Consider the following 25,663-nt stretch of genomic DNA (forward strand, 5'->3'; position numbering starts at 1 on the left):
CTGCTAATAAGGATAAACCTGATGGTCTACATCATATTCAAGTTTATTGTCTATCTGCGTGTCTTTCCGTCCAATAAAAGGCACAGGCTGCATTAAAGGATCAGGCTGCATCGTAAGGTACAATTTATTGTCCTTTAACAAGTAATGATCCACACGTGATATTCCAAGTCCATGTATACGCTCAAAGTACGTTACATCAGGTCCAGGAGGATTGGCAAACGTAGGATCAAAAGCGTTTATTGCAACATTGTCTTTTACAAGCGTGTCTACTTTTCCATACTTTTCTACTTCAAATGGAAATATCATTTTTGTATCTTTTGTGTATGGACTTATACCTTGATTAGCATAGTAAATGTCGTTTAAGTCAATCTGTCCAGCTTTTGGATATTCAAAATATGCGTCATATTCAAAGCTATTTTTGTCCTGTTTCAGGTTTTTAATATATTTAGGCGTTATTGTTTGTCTGCCTGCGTCTTTATAACGTACCACAAGTGTTTCAGGTTCATCTACTTTAGTCAAGTCAAGCGGTACAAATCTCAATATTTTCTCTCCATTTACTCCGTATTCATACGTCCAATAGCCTATATCAGTTACTTTTACATGCACCTTTAAGAATGAGTGCCGTTCACTGTCTATTGCTATTGAAGGTACTGACGGATGCCATAATGTATATACCACATCTCTGTCAAACGTTATTTGTGCTTTATATGATACTGGAGAGTTGTTTTCAGGATATATCTGAAGTGTTTTCATGTATACATCAGACCATCTTGCCTTCAATCTCGAATACCTGCCTGTTGGATTGTCCTCAACTGATAGCTTTATTAAATGATAGCCTGGCTGATTTACAACAACGGTATTCAAATAATTTTCTGCTGCTGTTTTGTCTGTAAATATATTTCCGTCTATATCCCACTTCCATGCCACGATAGGATCAAAATCAGGATCATAAGACAAGTCTTGCAGCATTATCTTGTTGTTTTTATTAACGCCGTTTACATCACCTACAATTGAAAAATACGCTACAGGCGCATTATTGTAATATACTCTCAACGGTTTTTTGTCCATTCCAAAATGTTGCGGTATACCTGCCCAGTACATCTGATTTTTATAGTAATCCCAGTCTGTCAATGTTACCCACATGTCATATGAATAACTTTCTATGTTATAATGGTCATCATCATACCTTTTACCAGATACAGGCAGCAGATTGATCTGACCCCATGAAACAGGATAATTTATTACTCCAGTTGACGTATATTCAGGATTGCCTAAATCCTGATATGTTATAGGACTAGATGATACTTTTACAGGTACAGGATGCCAAACTTCATAAGAACCATAGTGAGTATTGCCATCACTGTCAGTCCACGAATAATATTCAGTTTCCCAATATCCATGATCTTCCCACCATGAATTTATATATGAACCTGTTATTACGTTCCATTGGTAATAATCAGTCCAGTAATTTGTACTTGAACCGCCTGATCCTTGTGTTATTGGAAGTGCAGTGAAGCTTACAGTAGGCTGATTCAATGGTCCGCCTGGATACGGGCTTGTAGGCAAGTACCAATTAAAGTTATCTGTATAAGACGCAACTTCTGGATCTACAAGTACCTTATGGCTTGTTGGATTTTCCTGATGTGTACCCCACGGACTGCTATTTGCAACGTAGTGATTAAGGCTTTCAACAATGTACCTGTCATAAACCCAATTCGAGTCCTCTGTATAATTTACAGTACCTATGCTGTCACCTACCATAGCTTCGTCCATGTTGTTATAAGGATTTTTCGTAGTTCCTGTAAAATCAAATTTTACATCTAACGTGCCTCCAGAAACTTCTTGCTGTCCGCCTTCAAGCTGCTTGTTAAGAATATTGTCTTTATACTGCGTTTCTTTTAAAAGTCTGTCATTGTCTGTGTCATGGAACATTTCGCCTGCTTTAGAACCATCATTATCGCCTTGATATACTGGATTGTTATAGTCGATTGTTGCTGTTATCAGTTCTGTACCTGTTAAATAATATGAACCGAAATCGACTGGTTTTTCATCAAACGGATCATAGTTTACTGTTTGAGTACTTACTAAATTATGATTTATATATAGTCTTGCAGTTGCCGTTCCATGAAACTGATAAAGTGATTTTGTATCAACTGCTATATGCACGTCTTGAGGCGTACTTATAATTGCTGTGTCATGGTTGTTTTGATCAAATGTATGAATTTCTGACACTGTCAAGTTTCCTGTCGCCTGATAATCACCGACAAATATGGTTGCTGAAGCTGCTTTATCATTCACAACTGCACTATTTACATATTCACCATTGCTTACTGCAATTACATTCGCTCTTAATATAGCAGTCTGGTTAGGCTCTAATGTGCCTATATACCACATATATCCGCTATAATAGCCAATTGAAGGATCAATGCTTACATATTTAAGTCCTTGTGGCATTTGGTCAGTTACAACAACATTGTCTACAGGTTTATCAGATGTGTTTTTAACTGTTACCTCATAGTAGTCACTCTCTCCAGTATTTATAAAAGGTCTGTCTACTGTCTTTGTTATTACTATTCCATTGCCATTTGAGTATGTTATTTTAATTGTTACATCAGTATCAAAAATGTACTTATTAGGCTTCATTACACGTACATCAATACCAAAATCAAAGCCTACGTCTGTATTGTATACAAAGGCTTTTATTTTATGTCCTTTATATTGCGGTGGCAAAAGAATATATGATGCACCTATTATTTGAGCATTAGGTTTTCCATCAGGTCCATATATAATTTGTGGAGAACTCCCATCAGGACGTTTTATACTATTTAAGTCTATATACTGTCCTGTTGTTTCGTCATATACATATCTTAAAAAGTACCAGCCATTAGACCCCCATTGTCCATCAGGCTGAACCTGATAGTACATTCCTGCGTTTGGATCACGTCTCAAATCGTACTCACTACCAAAAGGACTTATCTGACCTGCCAGTGTTGTCGGTATCCAATTATTATAGTCATGTCCTATTAATTCTATTGGAACATTATTTGAATTCGGATCGCCTAAATAGAGATATTCACCGTCACTTTCTTTGTGAAGTGGAAAATATAATGCAGCATAATTAGTATCGTATCGTGACGCTGCTGTTTCACCTTCTGTCATAAGATAAAAGTCAAATTGCGGATAAACTTCCATATTCGATATTTGCTTGCCATTACCAAATTGATAGTCACCATCAGAAGTTTTTTGTATCCACGATTTATAATTTACATTATCGCTGCCTTCCGTATTACTCCACGTAGGCGGTGCATCATTGACAAAATATTTGCCTTGATCACTTACATAACCTTGAGGCGATGTATAATCTTTATCTGGATTTAAAAGTATTGCAGGCATTCCGTCTTTTTTATATGTTATACTTGTTTTTGCCTGATCGATACTGGCTGCATCAAACGTCGCTACCTGCCAGCCTTTATTATCAGTTGTTCCGTCTATTGTTACATCTTCATTAGGATTTTTCAAGATACTGTTTATTCCAGGCGGATTTGATATTTGCATTATCAGTTGGTTATATCCTAACGTACGTGGCTTCATTTGATAATCATCTTGACCTATTAAAGTAGACGAATCTGCCAAAAAATTATAATAGTGCTTTATATGTGCCCATGAAAATTGCAGATCATTCATATCAGGTTCTACATTTCCGCCCCATGTTCCTATTGTCAGTCCGCTGTCTGATGTTGACATCACTCTTGCCTGTCCGTTTGTTGAATTTGTCACTTCTGCCGATACTATGCTCTCTCCAGTAGGTATCACTGCACCTGCTTTTATTAAATCGTCTATTGAGAAAGTATTGTCTGTAAAGTGTGATGGATCACCGCCTGAATCTATTATCTGCTGGTATTCGTCTGCTGTAAGCTCTCTGTGGATATGGACTGTCACATATGTCGTACCATTATCTGATATTGCAGGAGTATCCGCTTTTGCATTTACAGGAGTATATGCTATACTGCTGAATATCAGTATGCCTGACAATATTAGTGGTATTGACTTTTTCGTTTTCTTCTTCACCTCCTTTCTCTCTTTAACTATTAGAAGGTCTTTCATCACAACAAATCACCTCCATAAAAAAAAAAGAGCCTTTAAGCTCACAAAAAATAAGACAGGATATTTCCTGCCTTATTTCCACGGTTCTACATATTGCGTTGTATAATCACCATATTTTGATGTTTCTGTTTCTAACGATCCAGTATTTCCATTAAAACTTATAACGCCTACATTACCACTTATCATGCCATTAGGCGGTACAATATCAGTGATTTTCTGGAACTGATCTCCATATTCTATTGGCAAGTTTTTGCTTATATATATTGAATTTGTTGCCTGATCGAATTTTACGCCATATCCAAAAGCATTTGCTTCGGCTCTCAATGGCAAGTATGTCACACCATCGTCCATTATCAGTGGTGGTACATCTGTTTTAAACAAGATATAGTGATATGGTTTTAAAGTAGCTTTAACTATATATGGCATTCTTATAAAAAAGCCTAGTTTCCACGGATCAGCAGGCACATTATAGCCATCACCGCTTAATGTATTATCATACCTTACAGAATTAATTATAAAGCCGTCAGGTCTGTTTGATTTATATCCAGGATCCCAATACACTACATCTGATGGTCCAATAGCACCACCAGTTTGACCCTTAACCACATTCACGTAGTCTGTAATGTAATATATAAAGGCTCTTAGAGGTAACATTGTACGACCACGGACAATCAATATAGGTCTACTAACTGTCACAACCTGATATGTTCCATTTACCTCCTGTATTTCCTGTGTATTTCTAAAGTCAACCTTTTTGCCTTCTATATATATGTTCGGATTAGACTCATATACAGGCTCATTAGGAAGTCCTGCAATATGGTGCGAACTTGCTGCTGACGTATTAGTTGTTGTGCTTGCCGTAGTATTTACTGTTGTAGACGTTGATGTTACGCTATTTGATGTGTTATCTGCAAAGCTTGCTGCTGGTATTAACATTGTACTTATTAACAAAGCACTTAATGCTACTTTTAATGTTTTTTTCATATGTGGCATCACACTCCCTTGATAATATTTTACCACAACTTTGACGTCTTACAACAATTTTCCTTACAAGATATAGTGTACATCTATTTATGTGTTTTGTCAATATCCAGATGTACTAAAAATTGATGAGCATGAAAAAAGCAGGCATTAAGCCTGCATATATTCTAATTTAGCAACTTTTTTATCTCCTCTTTTGGCAACTCTGTAATTTCTGCTATTCTGTCAATGTTCATGCCTTCTTTTAACAGCTTCTTTGCTATTTTTATAGCTTTTTCTTTTTCACCTTCTTTAATACCTTTCTCAATACCTTTTTCAATGCCTTTTTCTATACCTTCTTTAATACCTTTTTCTATTATCATCTTGTACGTCTCAGATTCTTCAATCCTAAACATTTTTATCACCTCCGAAAAAACTCTCTCAATAACTTCTTTTTTAAAGACTATACCTGATAATATCTCTGCCTTAAATGCTATGTCTTTCTTTTTGTTTATGTCCAAAGGAATATCCTTTATCGCCTCAACACATCTTTCCAGATATTTTTCTCCTTCTTCTTTCCTTCTGTTTTGATCCATCAGTGGAAGAAGCGGATACAAGTCATAATAGTCTGTTCCTACAACATCAGTATATTTTATGTCACCGACGTTTATTATTCTGTACTTATAATCTAATGCATTTTGTTCTCCAAAGTCATAGCTTAAGCTACTTGCCATTTTCACATTGTCTTTTCCTATATATACGACTATCTGATATGGCAGGAGATTGTGCTTTTCCATTATCTCCAAGGAATATCTCAGCATTCTGTAAGGCATTTTTTCATCATTTTCTGATTGAAATTCTATGTGCACAGCCACATTTCCTTTGTCTGTAGTGCATTTGAATATCATGTCGCTGTCTCTGCGTTCTACTCTTGCAAATTCTATATTTAGTTCATCAATTTTTGTGTATTGTAGTCCAAGAAAATAACTCATTATATCATCAGCCATATCAGAAAAAATATTTTTCATCGTTATATCGTATTTCTGTGCCATTTTTCTTCCTTCCATTTCTCTTTTTTCTTATCTACATTATATCACATACATAGGCATGAAAAAAGCAGGTGCGAAGCCTGCTCTTATTCCTGATAGTTTTTAAATATTCTGCTATGATAATCTATAGGTACATATAAAGTTTGATTTTTTGTAACTTTGTTTAAAACATTTTTAGTTTTTAATGCAACGTTGCCTGTTATTGTAAGAATATAGTCATTTAATGAAACATCAACGTTACTAACAGTATAACCATATTCGTTAAATACTTGAGTTACAATATTTATAGCATTTTGCTTATCAAAGTATAATGAATTAGAAACTATATGCTTATTATCGTACTCATTCCCGCTCTGTCCATCTTGAGACTCTAATATAGAATACTGGATTTTTTCTGAAGATTGTACACATGCAGTATTTATATTTGCTCTTTCAGTTCCAACCTGCAAAAATAGACTAACTCCTATTATCAAAAGTCCAAACAATATTACCAAATAAAAAGACATTAATAACGTGCCAGAACCTTTTTTATCTTTAAGCATTTGTATAACCTCCTAACCAGCCTGCACCATAAACTTAAATATCATCAGTATCAGAGGATATACAATTACTAATATAAACGGAATAACGTATCCCACAAAAATATGAAGCGTATATTTCACAGGTGCATTTTCCGCCATAGATATTATTTTTGTTTCAAGCTCAAGTTCCATATTTTCTTGAAGCCTTTCTAATGAACTTACTATATCCGTAGTTGTTTGTGATCTCAATGAAAGAATCCTTGCAATTCTTCTAAAGTCATCTGAAAGTGTCTTTGGAGACACATTATTAAGAGCTTCTGTCAAAGACTTGCCAGAATCTAATCTAATATTGATTTCTTTTATAAATGGTATTACAACGCCTCTTTTGTTTTTTGCAATATAGTCAAACACACTTTCAACAGGTGTTCCTACTTTTAAGCCTTGAAGCATAGCATCAATTACGTCAGGAAGTTCTTTCTGAAATTGGTCTTTAAATTTTTTAACTTTGCTTGTATAGCGTGACAATGTCAAAAGTATTAAAGCAACAGCCATAATTATACCATTAGCTATCATACCTCTCAAAATTCCTAATACAATAAAAACAACAGACAAAAATATCATAACTGCAAGAACAGACAGCATTTCATAAACATCTCTGACACGAAAAACAAACACTGGAAGATAACCTTTTGTATCAGGCAAAGATATGTCCACGCCAGCGACTGTCTTTATATTCCGATCCATATTCGCCAAAAAATCTTCAGACACTTTTTTGTCAATAAAAGGCTTTAAAAGCCGAGTCAACTTATCAATCAATGTATCCACCTCCTACATTTTGGCCATGTTATCAATTGATTTAAGAATTACATAAGTAGTTACGACAAAAATACCTATAACAACAGACAAAATAATATGTCCTAATGGAGTTGAATATGCAGCCTGAAAATCTGGTGAGCTAAAAATTAATATTGGTATAAATATACAAATAACACCTAATACTGCAATTATAACGCCTTTTGTATTTGCAGTCAGTGATTTTATTTTCATTCCTCTTTGAAGTTTTTTATTTATTCTCTCTGCTGAACTTATACAAACATCAATTAAGTCTGCACCAGTCATCATTGCATAAAGTACATTATCAATCCACGATATTATGATACTTGAATATATAACTTCTTCTTTAAATTTTAACAAGGCTTCTTCTACAGTTGTTCCAGAATTAATATTTGTTATAACACGATCAAGATGCTCTCTCAATATTGGTCTAGTATGTTTTGAAACGTCTATTAAGGCTGATATAAAATTAGGATTTACTCTCAAAACAACAGCTAAATCTGTCGCAAACGTTCCAAACTCTTTTTCAGTTCTAAATCTAATACTTGATTTACGGTTATTTAAGAAAAATTTAATCAAAACAACAAGTATAACAATTGACAAACATGCATACATAAAGCCAAATTTAAGCATAGCTGCAACAAATAACAATAATGAAACATATAAAAAATAAAGTATAAAATCATCAGTTTTTATTTTTATGCCAGCACTGACAAGGCTTTCAGTAAGCTTATCATAAAACTTTCCGAGTCCCTGAAACATACTGTAATGCACTTCTTCAGGCTTTATTAACTGTCTATTTAAACGTATCTGTATACGGTATTTTTTATAATCGTTTATTGCAAGAAAAGTAAGTCCTAATAAAAAGACTAATACAGCAGCAAACACACTTATTATCAAAATATCACCTGCTTTCTTCGTATTTATAAACATAATCTAAATCATACGTATTATCAGAATTTAGTCCTTTTACCTCAACTATTTCTTTTATAACTCTGCCAATATTGTCGCCTTCCTCATTTTCTAAAACATCAAGATATACTATTACATCAATTGTATTTGATATTAATGTCCTTAAAGAACGATCATCCATGTTTTTATACTCTTTTATCTTCATTTCAAGTTTTTGAAGTGCTAACACCGTACTTGAAGCATGTATTGTTGTCATTGAACCTTTATGTCCTGAATTTAAAGTATCCAAAAATTCATAAGCAGCTTCAGGAGTACGTATTTCTGCTATTATAATTCTGTTAGGATTCGCTCTTAAACAATCATTGAGTATGTTTGTCCATGTAATTGGCTTTGTATCTTCAGTTCCTTTCCTTATTTTAAAGCTATACACGTATTTTAAAGGTATACTCATTTCTCTTGTATCTTCCAACAACGCCACAACATGTTTAGGCTGAATATAAAATGTAAGTCCATTTAAAAACGTTGTTTTACCAGAACCTGTCTGTCCTACTGCAAGTATATTTTTTCTTTCTTTTACAATGTTTTTAAAATACTCTATCATGTCATCTGTTAAGTTTATATATCCACCTCTTAATTCTTCCAAGCTTTTTGCATTGCTTGTATGCTTCCTTATTGTAATCACTGGAACCAACGATTCAGGAGGAACTATCAAAAGTGCACGTGAACCATCGTAAAGCTCTGCATCCACCGAAGGAATCTGCGCATTTATTACTTGCGGAGGATATGTTTGTCCTGCAATTTTTTCAATTACTCTTATTACATCTTCGTTACTCATAAAACTTTCTGTATCTTCTTTTTTCTCGCCATTTTCCATATAAATAATATTTGTTCCCATTACCCATATATCAGTTACATCAGGATTTTTTAAATGTTTTTCGATAGGTCCTAATCCGAATAATAGATTATACACGTAATCATATAAATTTTTATCAGGTACATCTGTATAGTGTTCATTACAGTATTCTTCAACAAACCTATCACAAAGTTTTCTAGTTTCTGTTACGTTTCCTGCAACATCATACTGCAAAACTTTATTGCGCACATAATCAAGTAAAAGCTGATCCTTATAAAAATTCACTCCTTTTTTTATCTCCTGTATTCTTTCTGTCAGACTCACAAAATCAACTCCTTTGCTTTTATCATGTATTTCATAAGATGTTTGTCATCTATACCTTTTAACTTTTTTATAAAAGGCACAGAATACAAAATCGGAAGTTTATAGCGTATCTTATCAATGTATTGTAACTGATTAGACACGCTTTTGTTTTTAATGTAAAAATAGTTGCTTAAGTCACTTAATTCATTGATTTTAAGCCAATCCAAAAAACTGTTCACTCTTGCAGCGACTCTTAATTCATCTTCTACTACCAATATAACTTTTTCAGATTTTCCCATAACATCTATACAACTTTCTATAAAACCAGGCTGAATATCGAACAAGACTACATCATATCTTTTTTCTAGTTCACTTACGAGCTGCATAATATCATTTGAACTAATTTTTTCATAGTCATCAGGATATGCACCTACTATAACATCATAATTTCTACCTTCAGGTCTTTGTATTGAACCATCTAAATCATTTAACGCATTTAAAATATTTTTAGTTTCAGAAACACTTAATAAGGCAGGAAAATCTCCAGGTGAAAAATCATATTCTACCACGCATGTTTTTTTCTCTTTTGAAATTATATTTGCAAGTGCCAGAGTTAACGTCGTTTTTCCCACTCCACCTTTTGGTGAAAATATTGATATTATCATTTTTTCTTATTACACCTCCAAAATAAATTAGACAGGTCAAAGCCTGTCTATTGTCCATTAATTTCACTATGATAATAGTCATATATTGTTCCTTTTACTGTTATTGGTATTGTTATTGATTTTGTTGATAATTGACTGTTTACAGTTTTAGTAGCTGTTACAGTTATATTATACGTGCCATCAGGTGTATTCTTCGGAATTATAACAACTTTGTCATATCCTTGTGAAAGATTATGTCTTGTGCACCACAGTCCATTACCTTCATTTATCAATGTTGTTGTTCCTATGTTAACATAATCATTTGAGTTATACCACATTTGAGCTGTTATACTATCAGGATTTCCAGTGACATTTACTTGCACTATCATTGCCTGCCCTGCTGCATAAACAGTTTGCATTGATGGAGTTAATGATATTGGAATTACGGTAAGTGTAGTAGTTGCCTTGTTGCCCGCCTTATCGTAAGCGTCAATTATATAAGTTTTTTCAACTGCTGGTACCGTAAATGTTGCCGTATATGGATTTACATTATTTGCATTTTGAGAAGTACCTACACCTTCAACTACGATTTTATCAACTCCACTTACGTCATCTTTAGCACTAACATTTATACTGATATTATTACTGTTTATAACATATGAAGCATTTATTGTAGGTGCTGTTACGTCAACTGTACAAGGTCCAAAATATCCATAAGTTTCGTTACCAAGTTTATCAATTGCATGATAATGTATATACCAAGTACCATCCTGATTAATTGTATTGGTTATCGTTTGATAAGGCGCAGCAGTCTGCCATGTTTGTGGCATTGATGATGAATTAGTTACTGCATATTCGGCTGTTTGAACATTATTAGGAAAATCATCAATAATATAGTAGTAAGCAGTTAAGCTGTTATCAGAATTTTTCTTTGTTTGAAGGAGTGTTGCACTAGGCTTGACAACATCAATATTAACAAGCAATTGTGTCTGATCTGTACTTGATACTGTTGATTGCACTATTGTTGCACCTGCTGGCCGTGTACAATTAGAGTCAAGAAAATCCTGCACTTTTAATACAACTTTTGCATTTTTATAGCTTATACCTTGTGAAGTAAATGCGCTTGCTGGTATAAAGGCATAACCCGTTTTATTTTGTCCGTTTGAACTTGTTATTGTGCTTCCGTTGTCCCAGATAATATCTACTGTAGTGCCTGCTATTGGATTTCCGTTGCTGTCTATTAAGTATGCCTGACCTTTTTGCCAGTTATCAGTATCTGCATCATTCATAGTAAATCTCACAAATATTCCATTCTGTTGTGATGAATTTGCATCAGGATACAAGCTGCCATATTTTTTATACACACTGTCAGGTGATAAAGCACCGTTATATCCAAAAATAAAATTAATAAATTCATTTCCATTTTGCACTGTTAGTGTAGGTGCAGCATCTTGTCTTATCAAAACAGTTACGGTTTGTTCTTGACTTTGATAAGTAACTCCATTTATAGGCAAATTTCTTGCAACAGCCTTAATCTCGTAATATCCATCACAAGCACCGACAGTTGTATTTCCTGTATTCAACGGATCAATTGTATTTAGGTTATATGTTAATCCGCCGTCAGATTCCTGAATTTGATTGTTAATTAACGTTGTCCATGCAGACACACTGCTGGAACCATCTAAATTCATAACTTTTCTTATATATAAATCATAATATACTATTTTACTTCCTATATCCTGCGTTCCATATCCATCAATATTTTTATCATAACTATAAAGTCCAATCGTTACAGTTCCTTTTAACACTGTATCTACATTAAAAAATGCTGGTGCTGACGGAACAAAATTATCATGGTTAAATCCAGTGTCCGTATGGCTTGTTGTGTCTGTATGGCTTGTTGTATCAGTATGCGGTGTATAATCGGTATGAGGATAAGAATCACCGTGAGTAGACGGACTGTCACTATGGCTGCCATAATAATCATTATGAGAATAGCTGTCAGTATGACTTCCGTAAGTATTTGTATGAGTATTCCATTGATTGTATCTATCAGTATGAGCATAACCATCACTGTGAATAGCACGGTTATCATGGACATCAAAATGCCCGCCACCATATGAGCCATTATTATAATGAGTATTAGCATCTGAATGTGTGTCAGTATGTGAACCTCCAGGCAAATCATAATGTTCTGAATTATTATTACTATGACTGTTAGATTGAGTATATGAATCTGTATGCGGAATGCTGTCGGTGTGAGTTCCAGTTCCATTAGTATGAGGCGTACTGTCATAATGATAATGTCCTGTATCGCTGTGTTGTGAATATTGATTATATGTTCCTAGAGAATCTGCATGAGGCATGTTGTCTGTATGAGGATTAATATCTGTATGTGTATTTACTATTTCAGTCTGCGGTTGATTTCTTTGAGTGTCTTGCACACTTTTAATAAAATTTTGAAAGGCAGTAGTATCAAACACTGCCATTACCGCAAAATTCTGAAACTCGGTCATTATAGGCATCTTTTGCCACCTCCATCAAATATTTTATCAAGTCCTCCTTTCGCTTTTGTTCATTAATTTTTATATCTTTAGTTTTCTGCGATTTAATAATGTCAACATGAAAACTATACTTTGTACCTGTGTCTGTCATAAAATTAATATTCCTAAAAATTTTATATTCAGAGCAATTTAAAAGATCATTTTTATTATATGTTAATGAGATATTCCTGCCAAGTTCTCTTAATACCTCATAAATATTCTTAACACTATAAAAGCCTTTATTTATCATAATATCTCTTGCATAGGGATTTAGGTTTTTATCGTGTATTATATCCACATTTCTCAATACATCATAAACATCATTATATGCACGCCTAAAAAACTCACAATAGTTTTTTTCAACTCCAGCAGCACTTCCAGTGGACTCAATAGCAGAAGCATTACAACCTCCATGACAGGCAAACCAATAACCGCACTTTTTGCAAGTTGTATCAAAACGCTGTTGTATTTCTTTTACATAAGTTTTATAGCCTTCAGTGATGAATACTTCATCAATACTGTTTATATCAAACACTGTAGTCATTTTATATTTTTCAGGATAATATCTGTCACAAGGATAAATCTCTCCTAACGGATTTATACCTATCCAATGATAACGACAATCGTGATTTCTGCAAGTTGCGCCATTCATATCACCAATAACAATTGAAAGCATTTCAGCAGCGGAACGTTCATAAGCACCATTTTTATCATACAGCCAGTATTTAAAATACTTTATAAATTCCTTTTCATATTCTTCAGGTGATAATTCTAGATCATTTTTTTCTGTCTGTTTTGTATGAAATACCATATTCATACTGGTACTAATACCGATTTTTTTATAGTATTCATATATTTGAATTTGATCCTTATAATTTTCTTTTGTTATTACATCTATCGTACCTATTTTAGGACCAATTTCAGAAGAAAGTTTTAATATATCTTCCAACTTTTGATTTATTTTTTTATCAGCTTTTGAATTTTGATTTTTCTGATTCGACACTCTTAATTTTTCTTGATACATTGCATTGTAAGACATGCCAGGAGAAATCTTATATTGCTTAAAAATGTTAAACCATTTTTCATTATAATTAATACCATTAGACATTATATAAGAATCTATTTCAAGCATCGGATATTTTGATATTACTTCTTCATAAGCTTTTATATACCACTGTATACCAACCATAGTAGGCTCTCCGCCATGCCAAATAAGCTGCAATCGTTCCGTGTATTCTGACAAAAGTTTTAATATCCTGTCTAATGTTGCAAATGACATGTCATTCTTTATTTTCTCTCTGTAAGGCTTATCGTAACAATATTTACAGTCAAGATTACATCTATGTGTTGGTTTTATCAAGACTGAAAAATATTTTAATTTTGGTGCAACAAGATAATATTTTTTTAAAAGTTTATTATAAAACTGTTGATATGCACTCTCGTCCTTCTTATCAAATGTTACTTCGATATGTTCTTTATCTGTACCTTTAACATTTATAATTTTATCATTTTCATTTACACGTTTTGCAAAATATAACCATTTATCATGATTATCTGTTACAATTACTATTTTTTTAAACTCATCATCTATGTTAGCCTTTATTTTATTATCTTCAAAATATTTTTTTATTTTTTCTTTATAATTCATCATAAACACCTCCACAAAAAAAGAACCACTTTTAAAGTGATTCTTTATATGGAAGAATTATTTATTTTCCGTTCCACACAGGAATATTATAAATTTGTCCATTTTGAAGATAAGTACCATAATTTATATACATATCCACATTCTCACCAATATATTGATCCTGATATTGCGGTTCATTTTTCAACAGTTCTATGCCATCTCCAAATTCCTGTGTTATATCTTTACTTATATAAACTGCATTATTTTGTGCATCATATTTAACGCCAAAACCAAATAAGTATGCTTGCACTCTTAAAGGCAAATACGATGTTCCTCCATTTATATCAGTTACCAGCGGAGGAATATCTATTTTATAAGTCTTATGTGAAATCTCTATTGGATCGCCATGCTTTTGGTAATAAGACGTTGCACATTGAAAGTTTTGCATCATATTAGCATGATATTCATAATTTGAATTTGGTATATCATATTGCAACATGATCCATGTTGCATTTTTTATGTCATCTGTTCTTACCATTTTAGGTATGTCGGTTTTAAATTGCATATCTGGATAATATTGAACATACGTTGAATTATGTGGCGTACCATCTGAATTGCTCATTATGCCATTAACATAATAAGTAAATGCTCTTGCAGGAAGCATTATTCTTCCATTAATGCTTATAACAGGTGCACCATAAATCTTTTCAAAATCAACCAGTTTATTTTCAATATATATTTTAACATTGGCCTTATAAATTTTTACATCAGGATATCCTGCAACTTTGTTAGGAAGTAAATCCGACGTATTAACAAGTGTCGTACTAGAATTAGAAATTTTTTGATCATTACTTTCCGCATAAGCAAATGAAAAAATTATGATTGATAAAATAAGAAGTGAAATAATTATTATTCTTCTTTTCATCAATATCAACCTCCCCATCTAATTTTATCAATTTTAGCAGTAGCAAAGTGATTTTCAATCAGTTCCAAAGTGATGTCTTTGAACATATCGAATTGTTTATTGCATATTCTTTCATATTCAGTAATAGCATCTTTTTCAGATAAATTATAATACTGCAAATAATGCTTTATATCTTCCATATCACTTCGAAGAAATAAATACTGCTCATCAATAATATAATCGACAAGGTTTATATAAAGTTTAGTTGAAAGTTCTTTACCAAATATTAAATAATTCTCATAAATCAGCTTTTCAGTAGGCATACCTTTTTTATGTTCTAATATGAAATTTATACTTTGTCCTTTGAGATATTTTTTCCATATTTCCATAGACATTTTTTGTTGTTCTAATACTAAATCTAAAACAAAATTCACTTTACGTATTTTATAATTCCTTATATTTATATCTTCTTGAATTTTGTCAAGTATTTTTGTTACATCCCGTTTTGTAGTTTTTGTAAGTTTAACAAATTTTCTATATTCATGACTATTCATATAATCGAATATTTCATCTTCTAAAGATACATAAAAAACACATTCACCGATATTTCCCTGCCTTGCTGTACGTCCTCTGACCTGATCATCTATTCTTTTATCCAAAAACCTACTTAAACATATCAATTTTAAGCCATTCTTCTTTTTTGCTTCTTCATCAATTTTTATGTCAGTTCCTCGACCAACCATGTTTGTCGACACTGTAATTACACTGTGTATTCCAGCACTATTTATTATTTCATCTTCAAAATCTTCAGTATATGAATTTAATAGATTAGCTTTAATGCCATTGCTTTTAAGCATTTCATATACTTTATTAGACTCTGAATCACATCCTGTAACTATTAATACAGGCTGTTTTTTGTCCCATTTATATTTTAAATAGTAAGACAGATATTCATATTTTTCTTTTTTTGTATTGAAGATCAAATCTCTATAATCTAACCTTTTGTTTTTATTATGGCTTGGTATTATAATTGTTGGCACCTTATACATTTCTTCAATTTCTTTATACGCTGAATATATAGTACCACTCATTCCGACCATATTTTTATATTTTCTAAAAAATACCTGATATGACATGCTATAATTAAGAGAATTTTTCAGTGTTACTGGAACATTTTCTTTTATCTCTATTGCTGTATGCAAATAGGCATCAAGCTTGCTATCCATCATTTTTCTTCCATTAGCACGGTTTATTAAGATTATTTTATCATCTTTGACTATATAATCTCTGCCATTCTCAAATAGCAGATTCGCCTCAATAGTAGCAAGGAGTGTCCTGTACAAATCAATGTTTTTATAAAATATATCTTTACCAAAAATTTTCTCAATTAGTTTCATGCCTTCTTCTGTAAAATATGCAGTACCATAATATTCCGAATAAACACAATGTATGTTTTTTTCTTCAACGTAGCTATTAAAATTTCTTTTACTAACTTCTTTGCACTTAAACATAGGCATTATTTCTTTTGCTATTTTAAAATTTTCTATATTTATGTTTTCGTATTTACCTGTTGCAATAGAAAATTTTGATAATGCATTATCTAACAAAACAAAGTCTATTTCATCTATTATCACATTGTTTAAAGGAAACTGAAACATAGATTTTAATTCATTCCTTAAATAGTCAAATATAAGTTCACTACTAGACGTATATACTACCTGTTTAGCATATAATTCTTGTTTATTTTTTTCTTTATTATTATAGTCAACGTGAATATCAAAGAAATCATATAAAGGTTTCATTAATGTATAATCTCTTTTAGCAAGATAGTCGTTAATTGTCACTATATGCACAGTATCATTTAATAAAAGTGCTGCTATCGCTGCCACCAAAGTTTTTCCTTCTCCTGTAGGCATTTCTGCTATATGTCCTTTATATAAAGCATAAGCACACATTAACTGTTCTCTATAAGGTCTTATTTTTAATATTCTATATACTGCTTCTTGTACAATAGCAAGTTTGCAAATAATATTTTGAGATTCTTTATATGCTTGTTTTAAATCTTCATTAGACATATTTTCGACGTTATATTTCTTTATTTTTTTAATTTGTCTATAAATATTTTTCACTCTTATTTTATTTATAAATTTATAAAGCATAGCAATTCTCCTCCAAAAGAAATAGCAAGGCATTATACCTTGCTATTTTTCTACAATCACTTGATAGCTTTTATTGTTTAAAAATGGTGCTAAAGCAACAGCTTTATCCTTAGTCGTTTTTAATATTGCATATATGTGTTTGCCTAATGAGTCATTCACGTTGATTACTGTTTCTACTGTCAAGCTTTCAATTGTTTGTGCTGGTACATCAGGAGAATTTGACAATGTTTGTATTGTCAATACTGAATTGCCTGCAATAAAATCTTTTAAAGAAGCTGGTATTTCAACAGGTATTAAAACATCACCGTTTTCTAACTTTGTTTTTGTTTCTTTAAAAGAGTCCTGAAAAATATAATCACCTTTTAAACGTGTTACATTAATCTTTTTATTTAACGCATCTTTTGTGGTTTTAATAACGCCTTCAGGAACACTTGACGTAGACACTGTTTTTGTAGTTAATAGTTCATTTACATTATCATTTGTTATTACCGTTCCTGAACTTATATTTGTTTTAGCAATTACTACTGTACTTGTTGATGTTTGCGTACTGATTATTACAAACGTTATTACTAGAACTATTAGAGCAGGCAATATCGCTAGTTTGAATATTTTACTTTTCAAATTATCACCTCCATAAAAAAAGCAGGTATCAAACCTACTTTTCTCTTATTTTTTATCATTTTTTCTTTTCTCCTATAAGAATTAATCTTATTAATTGCAAAATAGAAACCAATGCAGCAGCAACATAAGTCAACGCAGCAGCTTTTAAAACTTTTCGTGCAGGCTTAATATCTTCTTCTGAAAACAATGCATTTGACTGAAGAAGTGCTATTGCTCTATTGCTTGCATTAAATTCCACAGGCAAGGTAATAATCTGAAACAAAACCGCCATTGTAAAAAAAACTATGCCAAGATTAATTAATACAGTTCCAGAGCTTCCCAAAATAAGACCTAAAAAAATCAATGGATAAGAAAGATTACTGCCTAGTTTAGCAATTGGAAAAAAGTCATTTCTTACTTTTAAAGGCATATAATTTTTTGCATGTTGTATTGCATGTCCTGCCTCATGTGCAGCAACTCCTATTGCTGCCATTGATCTGTTTCCATAAACAGATTCAGAAAGCCTTAATACTTTTGCCTTTGGATCATAATGATCAGTTAAGCTACCATTTATCTTTTCGATTTCCACATCATATAGATTCATGCTGTCTAATATTTTTCTTGCTATTTCCTCTGCGGTATATCCATAGCTGTTGTCAATTTGAGAAAATTTCTTAAAAGTATGTCTTACATTTATTTCTGCATATGTTGCAATTATCAAAGAAAGTATAAGAAGCACCGTTGTCACAGTCCAAAACATGTTTTTATTACCTCCTTTTTAAATTTTGATTTTAAATTGATTTTCAATTTATCACCTCCATAAAAAAGCAGGTATTAAACCCGCCTATTCACAGCTTTTATTAACTTATCAACAGGCTTATGCACATGTTTATCCACAACTTAAGGTATGCGCATACCACTTATAGCAGCCTTTCCAGCTCTTTTGCTTCTTCTATTTGACATTTAACCTTATGATACAGATCTCGAATTGCTTCTTCAGAAGTTTTGCCAGAGCCTGAATATCGAGGATAGTCAATCAAGCTAGCAAAAAAAAGTTCACCTCCACAATCCTTAAAGTTAATTTTAACAACCTTAATTCGAGCATTGTCCTTAAACATTTATATCACCTTACTTATCTTGACTTTTTCCAGTTCCTTTGCTGTCTTAATTAAGTATTTGATAGTATCATTCAGATTCATTAAGGCTTCTTCAGGCGTCTTGCCATACCCCATGCAGTTAGGCGGTTTAGACACGTACGCCAAATAGCCTTCGTCATCTTCTAGTTTAATAATCTCAACCTTATTGTCCTTTTTTGGCATTGTCATCACCTCTTTTCTACGTCAATAACAACAATTCTGAATTCTGTATGTCCATTAAATTTTGCCTAATAGCCTTTTCATATTTCAAATAACATTTCTGTTCAGGCTTGTCAGCATACAACTGAAAGGCATTTTTAAGAGCTTCTTTAAAGACATGCTCAATTATGTCTGTCATATCTTCCTTAAGATCGCTTATATCATGGTTCTTGCCATCTCTGCCTATTATTTTTCCAACTCTGGAAAGCATCTGCCTCGAAAGCTTAACTTCTCTTATATACGCTCTTGCAGTATCAGTCAGCAATGCATGTCTGTCATACAAATCCTCTAACAGCTTTGCACCTGCCACTGCAACAGCAGAATTGTACCACTCGTCATTCTGAAAAGATCTCTTAAAAGTATCTGCGATTTCCTGTTTTTTTGTATATTGTTTATCCAGCAAGGTTTCTTTCATGAATAATACAAAATTACAAAATGAACTTGCCTGCCATATGCCATTTTTAAAGTATTGAGGATTTTTCTCTCTATACAAAGTTATTACGCCTTTTCTCGATATTTTTCCTTTGTATTTAGCATCATTAAGCCATTTTATCAGCCTGTCTTTTGAAGCCAGTTCGTCAGGCATATCGTCCATCAGATCCGAATAGTGGATACAGGAATATTGTCTTGCTATAAATATCTCAAAAGCCACATTAAGTTCTTTTCTAACTTTTTCTTCAGTCTGTTTAAATATATAAGAATCAGGATTAATTGCTAATAATTCGGTACTCAACATCCATCACTCCTTTTGTATTCCATTTATCAATCCTTTGTAGAGCTTCATCAAGCGTATTTGCAAGCCTTTGTACAAGTATTTCAACATTCTTGTCATTCATATCTCCTTTACTATTTAAAAGCACGTCTATTTTTTCAGTATATTCTTTAACAGAACCAATAAAGTCCGATATTTCTTTTGTCAGATTATAATTAATTCTTTGTTCTGCATACACATGGTCATAATCAGTTAGCTTATTAAGATACTCTTGATTTTCTTTTTCAAGCTTCTTATTTCTTGCCTTTAAGTCCTCAAGTGCCTTTAAATATTCTTGCTTTTCTCTTTCAAGATTCTGACGTTCATTTTCAAGTTCTTTTAGACGTTCTTCAACACGTTTCGATTGTTCCTTAATAGTTCTTAAAGTGTCTTTAAGTTCCTGGTAATCATCAGGTTCTTTTTCTATCACTTCAGGTTTTACATTTTTAAGCCTTTCTTCAAGCTCTAATTTCTGTTTTTCTAACTCTTGTTTTTGTTGTGTTAATGACCTTGTTAGGTTCTGCATATCAGACATCTTTCTGCGCATTTCTTCCATATCTTTTTGATACTGCTCTATTTCTGTCTTTTTGTACTTGCCTATTGTGTTACCAAATGCTTTATAAAGTTCTTCCTGTTCTTCTTTGGTACGTGAAGCGAGAAATATCGCTAATTTTAATGGCAGGCTATTTTCACCACTGCCGAACTCAACAAGGTTCTGGAACGGCGGTATTAGATTATTAAGTTGATTTAATTTTTTTAAATGACTTTTTGATATCCCTAAATTATCAGCAAGTTCTTTTTCAGTTTTTAATGGATGGCTCACGGTGAGCCTTCCATCTCCTAAATATTGGTTATTACCTTTCTTAATATCATAAATTCTCTTAAGCTCGCCTATGCATCTTGCTGACTTCATAGGATTAATATTTCCTATACCACGTTGCATAAGGTTTGATTCAAGTAAATCTTTCAGCTTCCAATCTTCCGCAGTGATACCATCTTTGTCATTATACTCATGTACTTCGCAAGGTACTTCTGTCAAGCCTAATTCTTTTGCAGCTTTAAGTCTTTGATGCCCTGAAATGACAACATAATCATCAGTCACTATTAAAGGCTGTATAATACCGCTAGTTTTAATGCTTTCGACAAAGTCTTTCCATTTGTCACCTTCCATGTCATCAAAAAACTCTTTGTTACGTGGATGTACCTTTAAAAGTTCAACTTTAATCTTAATTGGCATAAAACAAAACTCCTTTCTTTAAAAACTTTTATGCACATTAAAAAAGCAGGCACTTAAGCCTGCTCGTCAAAGGAGGTGAAGTAGACATTAAAAAAGCAGGCATTTAAGCCTACTCTTACTTTCCTAAAAAATATAAACACATTAAATAATTATTTAAATTTTATATTTAAATCACGAAGCATTTGGAATGTATTTATATATGGAACTTTAAATTCTTTACAAACATTAGGTATAGGAACTCTTTTTTTAATATCTGAATTATATTCTTCATGAGTTACAACCACAGCTCTTTTAGCTTTTGCATAAGCAATTAACCAACCATCTGCACCCCACGCAAAATCATATTTAGCCTTATCAAAAAACTGTTTCTGTTTTTCAACCCATTTCATTATATCACCATAAATATTAACAATATCTTCATCATTGGTGGAGTCACACCAATGACAAAAATTATTTTTCATCCACAAACTTAATGAATCATGTCCTCTTTCTATTTCTTGCTTTACACGATCAATAGTAACTATATTTCCCTTTTTAGCATTTTCAACCAAGGCTTCCCAAAAAGCTGGTGCAATATCGAAGGCATAATAACGATGTGAAGCTTCTATAAATACATTAGCATCTAAAGCATAAATACGTGTCATTCAAAAACTCCGAATCCAAGTGATTTTGCATATTTATCAAAAGTATCTCCATAAAGTCCTGTAAGTTGGTAAGCTTCACGATATAAAATTTTACCTTCTCTAACAGCACTTATCACAGCTTCAGCAAAACGTCGACCAAGGCGAAAATTCTGATTTATATAAAAATCCCCACCACTATTAGTATTATGATTATCTAATATTTTTTGAGTTTGATAGCTATTATAAAATTCTTTAAAATGTTTTTTCGTAATATAACCAATATCAAGAGCTTTACGTGCAACAACTAATTCACTAACTTTAAAATATCGAGCTAATTCTTGAAAATATTCAAAATACTTTAATTCATAAGACATACTAGACCAAATTGCACGAAATTCATCTTTAGGTACTAAAAATTCTGCCGCTACATAATTACAAAATTGTTCCATTTCATCATTAGCAGGCTCAAGTTCTTTCAAATCAAAAACTGCGCTCATACCAACCCATAGATGTGCCAATTCATGTGCAAGAGTAAACATTTGAGCAGCCTTAAAATCTGCACCATTTATGAATATTAAAGGTGCATACTCATCTACCAACACAAAGCCTCGAAATTCTTCCACATCAAGATTGCGATGTGTATTGTTTCCTACAATACTATTAACAACCACAATAATTCCTATATCTTCTATTTTTTTTTGCAATTCTCGTAATGCTAAAGTCCAACTAGACAAATTATTTGCCCATCCTTCTTTTAGTCCTAATACGTTCCTAATATTTTTAGCAACTTGATAAGGATCATCTTGAAGTTTTGCGGAGTTAATAAAATCTAAAGGTTCTTGACCTTGCTCAATAAGATATTCACGCATCCAATCTTGCCTCAGTTTCATAGTTTGTACAGTTTCAATAAGTTCCGAACTAAACTGTCGTTTATAAATAGATTGCTTATCAATACTACGAAAATATGGAACAGGCAATTCTTCTTTAGGTGGTTCATGTAGAAAAAAATAACCGAGTGGCACATGAGTCATTTTAGATAATCTCTCTAACTGACGCAACGTAGGATTACTTTTTTTATTTAACCATTCAGAAATTTGTGGAAATTTCTCCCTAATAACAATCTCTTCTTTTGTTCTATTTAAAGCCCAATAAAGAACACTAGGACTTACATCTATTTCAACCATAGAACTTATATTCACCTCCTCATGCATAACCACCATTAAAAATCCCAAATTCGTTTCACATTTCTAACACCATTTAAAAATAAACTATTTTCTTTTTTCTAAAGTATAAATCTCAATTATATATAAATGCAACCTCTATATTTTTTAAATTATCATTATTTAGTCTCATTGGCTCTCTGTTAGATTATTTTATTTTTAATTTTGTTTAATTTTAACTATTTTTATTTTATTCAATTATTTTAAATCTTATATTCAACAAATTCAGGAAATATCTTTTATGAACCTTTTTACACTATTTCCTCAATTAAAACCTGTTCAAGTTCTAATAAAGCACCATTAACGTCCTTTTTTTCTTTTAGCTTGTATCCTAAAAGCTTCATCATGCCTTCAATCTGGTCTATTGCCATATTCTGCTTATTTACGTCAATTTCAATTACATTCTTAACAATTTCAGGTTCCTTTTTAGGTTCTACAGCAGGTTTAATTTCAAGCTTAACTTCTGGCTTTGTTTCAGTTTTGTTTTCTATCTTTACATCAGTTTCCTTATCAGTTTTTATCACTTCTTCTCCAGAAAAACTTACTTTTCCTTTTAAGCCTAAATAAAGTTCTTGCACGTCTGAAAATTTTGCTGGATTTTTTACACGATTTATAATTTTATCAGGCGTTATTGTATCAAAAATAATATCGTATATTCCTAATGCAAGTGCATATCCTAAATTTTCATTTTTCTCGTTATCCAAAAGCAGAATTACACGTTTATCACGCTGCCTTAAAGCAAACAAATAGTCCTTTAAAGGCAATTTAATTTTTGTCCGAGCCGATATAATAACTACATCAGCTTTTTCTTCTTGCAGCGGGTATTCTTCATAAAAAACTATACGTGAATCTATTTTAGTTTCATTAAATATTTGTTTAAGCTTGTTATCAAGATCATCTAAACCTGTATATATCAATACCATTGTTTACACTCCTTTGCTATTTACTGATTAATTTTTTATGAACTATTTTTATATTCTCATCATCTATTTCAGGTATATCCATTTCGTTTCCGCATTCACTGCATTGAGGAATTTTAGCAATATAGCTGACTGTTTTATTATCAACTTGCAAAGAAACTTCTTTATACTTGATTTTATATTCTATTTCTTTGTCACAAAAATAGCAGTAACTTATTCGTTTATATGTAGGATCTTTTATTTGTATTCTGTTTTCGACTATATCATCTATGAGATGTTTTGATATGCCTAATTCGCCTATTTCTGATATTACAAGAGCCTTAATGAGGAGTTTTTCTTTTTTGTCAGAAGGCTTTAATGTATGAATTTTATTTAAAAGCCTTATGAAATTTTTATCAGCCATTTTATTACCTCCTGTTTTCGATTTTTATTAAATACATATTATTACTTTTTTTCAAATACCGCCACGTCTCCAATAGGCTCTATATTGTGATAGCCTACATACTTATATCCAGCCTTTTCAGCACGTTTAACAAGACTGACAAGTTCTTTCCATGTTCTTATACCTTGGATGAAAATTACATCACCTTTTTTGTAAGCCTTAATCATATATTATCAAAACCTTTTAATATTTTTATATGTCCGTACAGGCAGTATATCAATGTTCCTGCCTGTTAGTCTTTGACGGACATAAAAAAAACAAGCACAATTACGTACCTGCATAAATCCTGTCTTTATTTTCTTCAAAATATCTTTTTATGCTTTCATTAGAAATAATTTCATCTCTTTTACTGTCTGCTTTACATGGATCTTCGTCAAGTGTTCTGTATACCAACGTCCAAGCATCAAAATCTATAAAGCTGTCCACAACTTCATTTATCACTCTTTTATCATCATTTGAAATTTTTTCAGGATGAAACTCAATGAAATTAGCCTTAAACTTAAATTTTTCTTTATCTAAAAACAAATCATAATATCCATATTGTTTATCATCAATCACATCATCAACATAATCTTTATATTTATCATAAACCTCCTTAACTACTGGTCCATGTCTCCAATTTATTATACTTTCTTTGAAACAAGGAGTATTTTTCTCCACCAAAAAAGCTGCCTGAATATAATACATTAATTTCTGCAATTTTAAATTTCTAATAGGCTTGCCTTTTTCTATAGAATAATTAATAACATACTGTGCTATGTCAATAGCGTTATATAGTCCTTTTTCATCCATGTTTACCACCATCTTTTACATTTAAAATTTCTTTTTTCATATTAACAGACTAATTATTTTTGTATCTCAACTTTCACATACAAAGAAAAGCAGGCACCTTTTAAGTACCTGCTATGTTCTTTTCAGCACCAACGTTCCAGCCATCATGTCATGCAATGCCTGTTTCTTTGCAGTCCAGCCTGCCTTGACGTCCTCCTCCACTTATAGAAGTGGAGGATTCCCTGTACGTACTTCAAAGAAGATACGCCAGAGTGGTTGTGTTCTGCATTAGAGCATACATTTCTGCTGCTCATCATTTGTTCACACGTTA

24 protein-coding genes are annotated in these 25,663 nt (G+C 32.2%); all 24 read right to left on the minus strand.

Annotated features, from left to right (window positions below; translation table 11 throughout):
* Window positions 1-3 precede the first annotated feature (3 nt).
* A complete protein-coding gene (locus tag ACZ42G_RS07785; protein ID WP_464852135.1) occupies window positions 4-4,104 on the minus strand; it encodes a hypothetical protein in 4,101 nt (1,366 codons plus the stop codon).
* Window positions 4,105-4,176: 72 nt separating this feature from the next.
* On the minus strand, window positions 4,177-5,088 hold the full coding sequence (locus tag ACZ42G_RS07790) for a stalk domain-containing protein (protein ID WP_464849942.1): 912 nt from the start codon (window positions 5,086-5,088) through the stop codon (window positions 4,177-4,179).
* Window positions 5,089-5,252: 164 nt separating this feature from the next.
* Window positions 5,253-6,116, minus strand: a complete 864-nt coding sequence (locus ACZ42G_RS07795) for an Rpn family recombination-promoting nuclease/putative transposase (protein ID WP_464852137.1) — start codon at window positions 6,114-6,116, stop codon at window positions 5,253-5,255.
* Window positions 6,117-6,199: 83 nt separating this feature from the next.
* Window positions 6,200-6,655 carry a hypothetical protein gene (locus ACZ42G_RS07800; RefSeq protein WP_464849944.1) on the minus strand — a complete coding sequence of 152 codons (456 nt, stop codon included), beginning with the start codon at window positions 6,653-6,655 and terminating at the stop codon, window positions 6,200-6,202.
* Between the two features lie 12 nt (window positions 6,656-6,667).
* Window positions 6,668-7,450, minus strand: a complete 783-nt coding sequence (locus tag ACZ42G_RS07805; protein ID WP_464849946.1) for a type II secretion system F family protein — start codon at window positions 7,448-7,450, stop codon at window positions 6,668-6,670.
* A gap of 12 nt (window positions 7,451-7,462) precedes the next feature.
* Window positions 7,463-8,401, minus strand: coding sequence for a type II secretion system F family protein (locus ACZ42G_RS07810; RefSeq protein ID WP_464849947.1), 939 nt, complete (start codon window positions 8,399-8,401; stop codon window positions 7,463-7,465).
* The gene (locus ACZ42G_RS07815) at window positions 8,373-9,557 is read right to left on the minus strand and encodes a CpaF family protein (RefSeq protein ID WP_464849948.1); all 1,185 of its coding nucleotides are present in this window, start codon (window positions 9,555-9,557) and stop codon (window positions 8,373-8,375) included. Before ACZ42G_RS07815 ends, ACZ42G_RS07810 begins: the two co-directional genes overlap by 29 nt.
* Entirely contained in the window at window positions 9,554-10,201 is a 648-nt protein-coding gene (locus ACZ42G_RS07820) for an AAA family ATPase (protein WP_464849949.1), read from the minus strand. Before ACZ42G_RS07820 ends, ACZ42G_RS07815 begins: the two co-directional genes overlap by 4 nt.
* Before the next feature lie 47 nt (window positions 10,202-10,248).
* Window positions 10,249-12,705, minus strand: a complete 2,457-nt coding sequence (locus ACZ42G_RS07825; protein WP_464849950.1) for a hypothetical protein — start codon at window positions 12,703-12,705, stop codon at window positions 10,249-10,251.
* Window positions 12,656-14,371, minus strand: coding sequence for a radical SAM protein (locus tag ACZ42G_RS07830; protein WP_464849951.1), 1,716 nt, complete (start codon window positions 14,369-14,371; stop codon window positions 12,656-12,658). The genes ACZ42G_RS07825 and ACZ42G_RS07830 overlap by 50 nt, the downstream gene beginning before the upstream one ends.
* Window positions 14,372-14,432: 61 nt before the next feature.
* On the minus strand, window positions 14,433-15,275 hold the full coding sequence (locus tag ACZ42G_RS07835; protein ID WP_464849952.1) for a hypothetical protein: 843 nt from the start codon (window positions 15,273-15,275) through the stop codon (window positions 14,433-14,435).
* A 5-nt stretch (window positions 15,276-15,280) separates the two neighbouring features.
* Window positions 15,281-17,413: a preprotein translocase subunit SecA gene (locus ACZ42G_RS07840; protein ID WP_464849954.1), complete on the minus strand. Its 2,133-nt coding sequence runs from the start codon at window positions 17,411-17,413 to the stop codon at window positions 15,281-15,283.
* A gap of 42 nt (window positions 17,414-17,455) precedes the next feature.
* Window positions 17,456-18,004, minus strand: coding sequence for a hypothetical protein (locus tag ACZ42G_RS07845; RefSeq protein WP_464849956.1), 549 nt, complete (start codon window positions 18,002-18,004; stop codon window positions 17,456-17,458).
* Window positions 18,005-18,089: 85 nt separating this feature from the next.
* Complete coding sequence (locus tag ACZ42G_RS07850) at window positions 18,090-18,773, minus strand: zinc metallopeptidase (protein WP_464849958.1); 684 nt, start codon at window positions 18,771-18,773, stop codon at window positions 18,090-18,092.
* Window positions 18,774-19,131: 358 nt separating this feature from the next.
* Window positions 19,132-19,332 carry a type II toxin-antitoxin system HicB family antitoxin gene (locus ACZ42G_RS07855; RefSeq protein WP_464849960.1) on the minus strand — a complete coding sequence of 67 codons (201 nt, stop codon included), beginning with the start codon at window positions 19,330-19,332 and terminating at the stop codon, window positions 19,132-19,134.
* A gap of 16 nt (window positions 19,333-19,348) precedes the next feature.
* Window positions 19,349-20,101, minus strand: a complete 753-nt coding sequence (locus tag ACZ42G_RS07860) for a hypothetical protein (RefSeq protein ID WP_464849961.1) — start codon at window positions 20,099-20,101, stop codon at window positions 19,349-19,351.
* A complete protein-coding gene (locus ACZ42G_RS07865) occupies window positions 20,076-21,356 on the minus strand; it encodes a ParB/RepB/Spo0J family partition protein (protein WP_464849963.1) in 1,281 nt (426 codons plus the stop codon). Before ACZ42G_RS07865 ends, ACZ42G_RS07860 begins: the two co-directional genes overlap by 26 nt.
* 149 nt (window positions 21,357-21,505) lie before the next feature.
* The gene (locus ACZ42G_RS07870) at window positions 21,506-22,000 is read right to left on the minus strand and encodes a DUF4411 family protein (RefSeq protein WP_464849965.1); all 495 of its coding nucleotides are present in this window, start codon (window positions 21,998-22,000) and stop codon (window positions 21,506-21,508) included.
* A complete protein-coding gene (locus tag ACZ42G_RS07875) occupies window positions 21,997-23,163 on the minus strand; it encodes an ImmA/IrrE family metallo-endopeptidase (protein ID WP_464849967.1) in 1,167 nt (388 codons plus the stop codon). Before ACZ42G_RS07875 ends, ACZ42G_RS07870 begins: the two co-directional genes overlap by 4 nt.
* 287 nt (window positions 23,164-23,450) lie before the next feature.
* A complete protein-coding gene (locus ACZ42G_RS07880; RefSeq protein ID WP_464849968.1) occupies window positions 23,451-24,122 on the minus strand; it encodes a hypothetical protein in 672 nt (223 codons plus the stop codon).
* Window positions 24,123-24,138: 16 nt separating this feature from the next.
* Entirely contained in the window at window positions 24,139-24,522 is a 384-nt protein-coding gene (locus tag ACZ42G_RS07885; protein WP_464849969.1) for a hypothetical protein, read from the minus strand.
* Between the two features lie 41 nt (window positions 24,523-24,563).
* Window positions 24,564-24,728 (minus strand): hypothetical protein, encoded by a 165-nt coding sequence (locus ACZ42G_RS07890; RefSeq protein ID WP_464849970.1) that lies wholly within the window; start codon window positions 24,726-24,728, stop codon window positions 24,564-24,566.
* 100 nt (window positions 24,729-24,828) lie between these two features.
* Window positions 24,829-25,353 carry a Panacea domain-containing protein gene (locus tag ACZ42G_RS07895; RefSeq protein WP_464849972.1) on the minus strand — a complete coding sequence of 175 codons (525 nt, stop codon included), beginning with the start codon at window positions 25,351-25,353 and terminating at the stop codon, window positions 24,829-24,831.
* A 143-nt stretch (window positions 25,354-25,496) separates the two neighbouring features.
* A complete protein-coding gene (locus tag ACZ42G_RS07900) occupies window positions 25,497-25,646 on the minus strand; it encodes a hypothetical protein (RefSeq protein ID WP_464849973.1) in 150 nt (49 codons plus the stop codon).
* Window positions 25,647-25,663 lie beyond the last annotated feature (17 nt).

The sequence above is a fragment of the Thermoanaerobacterium calidifontis genome (assembly GCF_055381745.1).